4 protein-coding genes are annotated in these 3,206 nt (G+C 74.4%); all 4 read right to left on the bottom strand.

Annotated elements, in window-relative coordinates:
- A partial coding sequence (locus NBZ85_RS29385) for a hypothetical protein (RefSeq protein WP_498041275.1) occupies positions 1–442 on the bottom strand: 442 nt, incomplete at its 3' end.
- A gap of 119 nt (positions 443–561) precedes the next feature.
- Positions 562–1,449, bottom strand: coding sequence for a cell division protein FtsL (gene ftsL / locus NBZ85_RS29380; RefSeq protein ID WP_261557470.1), 888 nt, complete (start codon positions 1,447–1,449; stop codon positions 562–564).
- A complete protein-coding gene (gene rsmH, locus NBZ85_RS29375; RefSeq protein WP_261557479.1) occupies positions 1,446–2,432 on the bottom strand; it encodes a 16S rRNA (cytosine(1402)-N(4))-methyltransferase RsmH in 987 nt (328 codons plus the stop codon). The genes ftsL and rsmH overlap by 4 nt, the downstream gene beginning before the upstream one ends.
- Before the next feature lie 254 nt (positions 2,433–2,686).
- Positions 2,687–3,118, bottom strand: a complete 432-nt coding sequence (mraZ, locus tag NBZ85_RS29370) for a division/cell wall cluster transcriptional repressor MraZ (RefSeq protein WP_261557469.1) — start codon at positions 3,116–3,118, stop codon at positions 2,687–2,689.
- Positions 3,119–3,206: the final 88 nt, after the last annotated feature.

The raw sequence follows: 3,206 nt of genomic DNA, 5'->3' as shown, positions 1-3,206 counted from the left end.
GAGCGGCCCGCCCCCGCCCGGCACCGGACCCGCGGGGCGTCCCTCCCGGCCGGTAGACGCGCCGCCCCTGCTCCACGGCGCCGTCGAGGCCGTCGACGTCATGGAAGTCGTCGACCCCGTCGTAGTCGTAGTCGTCGAGGTCGAGGTCGTCCCGGTCGCGGTAACGGCCCTCATAGCCGCGGGCGGTGCGCGATTGGCCGCGTCCCTGCGCCGTACCACCTCGCGCCGTACCACTTCGCGCAGTGCCGCCTCGCGCAGTGCCGCCTCGCGCGGTGCTGTTCCGGGTCGCACCGCCTCGCGCGGTGCTGTTCCGGGTCGTGCTGCTCCCGCCCGGGTCGCCTCGGCGCGCCCGCGGATACTCCTGCGCGCCTCGGGCTCGATCCGCCCGCTGGCCGGATCGGCCGCGTGGGCGGCCGGGGTCGTCGTAATCCCGGTCATTCACCTGGCCGTGATCCGAATCGTCGTCGCGGCGCAACCGGCCTCCGTGCCTGGAGGCCGGCGGCGGGGTCACCAGTCGTAGCCGGCCCCGCCCACGGCGAGATGAGCCGGGGGGGGTGGAACTCACTGCCCGGGCCCACCCCGGTCAGCGCCGACGGCGCCGGTCGAGGTCTCCGTGCCGGCCGGCACCCCGGTGCCCGACCCGCTGCCGGCGGCACCCGCCACCGAGGCGGTCCCCGAAGCCGGCTGCGACCCCACCGCCACGCCGGCCGCCGAGGCGCCGACCGTTCCGCCGCCGGTCGTGGCGGTCCCAGCAGCGGGCGCTGCACCAGCCGGGGTCGTTTCCGCCCCGATGGCGGTGCCCGCGGCGCCGGCCGCGGTGGTACCTGCGCCGGTTGCCGCATCCACGCCGGCTGTCGTCCCTGCGCCGGCTGTCGTCCCCGCGCCGGGCGGGGGCTGCTGGCCGGCCGGTGCGGGCACGATCACCAGTACCGACCCACTGCCCGGCTCCCGGGACAGCACCCTGGCGCCGGGCGGCAGCGGCGAGCCCGGTGCGAGGTACTCGGGCACCCCACCGGGCACCAGGCCGAAGCGGCTGACCTGGTTCGCCAACGCCGCCGGGTCGGAGAGCTGGTCGGCACGCACCGCGAGCGACTGCTCCTCATCCGCCAGGGCGGATGCCCGGTTACGCAAGGTGTTCTCCTGGAACGAGTTCTCCATCAACGCGAGGTTGAGCCCCAACAGACCCAGCAGACCGGCACCGAGCAGCACCAGCAACAGGACGACGAAAGGTCCCTTGCGGGCACCCGGCGGGGCCGGGCGGACCACCGTGAGCCGCGTCCGGGCGGGGGGCCGCCGCAGCGGAGGGTCGAGAACCGGAGCCGTCGCCGCGGCGGTACGCACTGCCGCGGTGCCCGGCACCCGACCGGCCCGGGCTCCGGTGGACGGGCCACCGGAACGGCCACCGCCGCCCCGCCCCGCTCGAGAAAGCGGCTGCGCGGGAGCGGTCACGATGCACCTCCGGGGGTGGGCTGGGCGCGGTCCGGGTTCGGAGCCGTACGTTCGGCGGCCCGCAACCGCACGGACGCCGCCCGCGGGTTATCGGCCTTCTCGACCTCGCTCGCCGGTTCCGCGCCGCGGGTGAGCCAGCGCAGCCGCGGCTCGGCACCGGCCGGCACCACGGGCATGTCCGGGGGCACCAGCGTCTCCGCGTAGCCGCGCAGCTCCCGCTTCACCAGCCGGTCCTCGAGGGAGTGGTAGGACAGCACGACGAGCCGGCCGCCGACGGCCAGCGCGTCGAACGCGGCGGGCATCGCGCGGGCGAGCACGTCCAGCTCGGAGTTGACCTCGATGCGCAGGGCCTGAAAGGTGCGCTTGGCCGGGTTGCCGCCGGTGCGCCGCGCCGGCGCCGGAATGGCGTCGCGGACGAGGTCGACCAGCCGCGCCGACGTGGTGAACGGCTCGTCGGCGCGGGCCCGGACGACCGATTCCGCGATGCGGCGGGCGAACCGCTCCTCGCCGTAGTGCCGCAGGATCCGCGCCAGCTCGACGGCGCCGTAGGTGTTGAGGACCTCGGCGGCCGTCCGGCCGCGGGTGGCGTCCATCCGCATGTCCAGTGGCGCGTCCCGGGAGTAGGCGAAGCCGCGCGCATCGGTGTCGAGCTGCAGGGACGAGACGCCGAGGTCGAACAGGACGCCCTGCACCTGCGGCCACCCGAGCCCGGCGAGGACCGTGCCGATCTCGTCGTAGACGGCGTGGACAAGCCGGACCCGCTCGGGCGCGAGCGCGCCCAGCCGCTCACCGCTGTGTGCCAAAGCGTCGGGATCGCGGTCGAGACCGACGACGCGGACTTCGGGGAAGGCCGCGAGCAGGGCGGCGGCATGCCCGCCCAACCCCACCGTCGCGTCCACCACCACGGCTCCCGGCCTGTTCAGGGCCGGGGTTAACAGTTCCAGCACGCGGTCGGTCAGCACGGGTGTGTGCGTGGCGTTCAGTGCTGAGCCTCCTCGACCGCTCGTGGACCTCGTCTTCAGATGTGCTGACGGGCTCGTCCGGTGCGGCGGTATCCAGCAAAGGCGTGCGGGCATCGCCGATGCGGCGGATCCGCACGCGGGATCGCCGGGCGTGGCCAGCCCCGCATGCTCCCCACCGCGCCGGCCGCCGGGGAAGGGGCGGCCGGAGGGCAAGGGTGCGGGCGTAGGCCGGAACACGTGGGCCGGACGTCCGGATCGCGAGATCCCAGGGCAGCTCAGATGACTCCGGGCAGGACCTCCTCGGACAGCTCGGCGAAGCTCTCCTCCTGGCCTTCCAGGTAGGCCTGCCAGCGTTGGGCGTCCCAGATCTCGACCCGGGTGTTCGCCCCGTTGACCACGCAGTCGCGCGTCAACCCCGCGTAGGTGCGCAGCGGGGCGGGAATGGTGATCCGCCCCTGCCGGTCCGGTACGTCATCGGCAGCCGAGGAGAAGAACACTCGGCTGTAGTCGCGCAGCGCCTTCGCCGTGACCGGAGCGGTGCGCAGGGACTCGCTGATCCGGGTGAACTCCGCCATCGGAAAGACGTACAGGCATCGTTCCTGCCCCTTGGTGATCACAAGCCCCCCCTCCAACTCGTCACGGAACTTGGCGGGCAAGGTCAGCCGCCCCTTGTCATCCAGCCGCGGCGTGTGGCTGCCGAGAAACACCGGCAACCTCCCTGCCACTGCCGGGAAGACAGCACCAGGTCACCCCGCAACGGTCACCCGTAAGCTCCTGCCCCCCACTGCGCGCCAC

Source organism: Frankia tisae (genome assembly GCF_025403405.1).
Lineage (GTDB): Bacteria > Actinomycetota > Actinomycetes > Frankiales > Frankiaceae > Frankia > Frankia tisai.
Note: the sequence above shows the minus strand (reverse complement) of the source record. Positions and strands in the feature narration are given on the sequence as shown.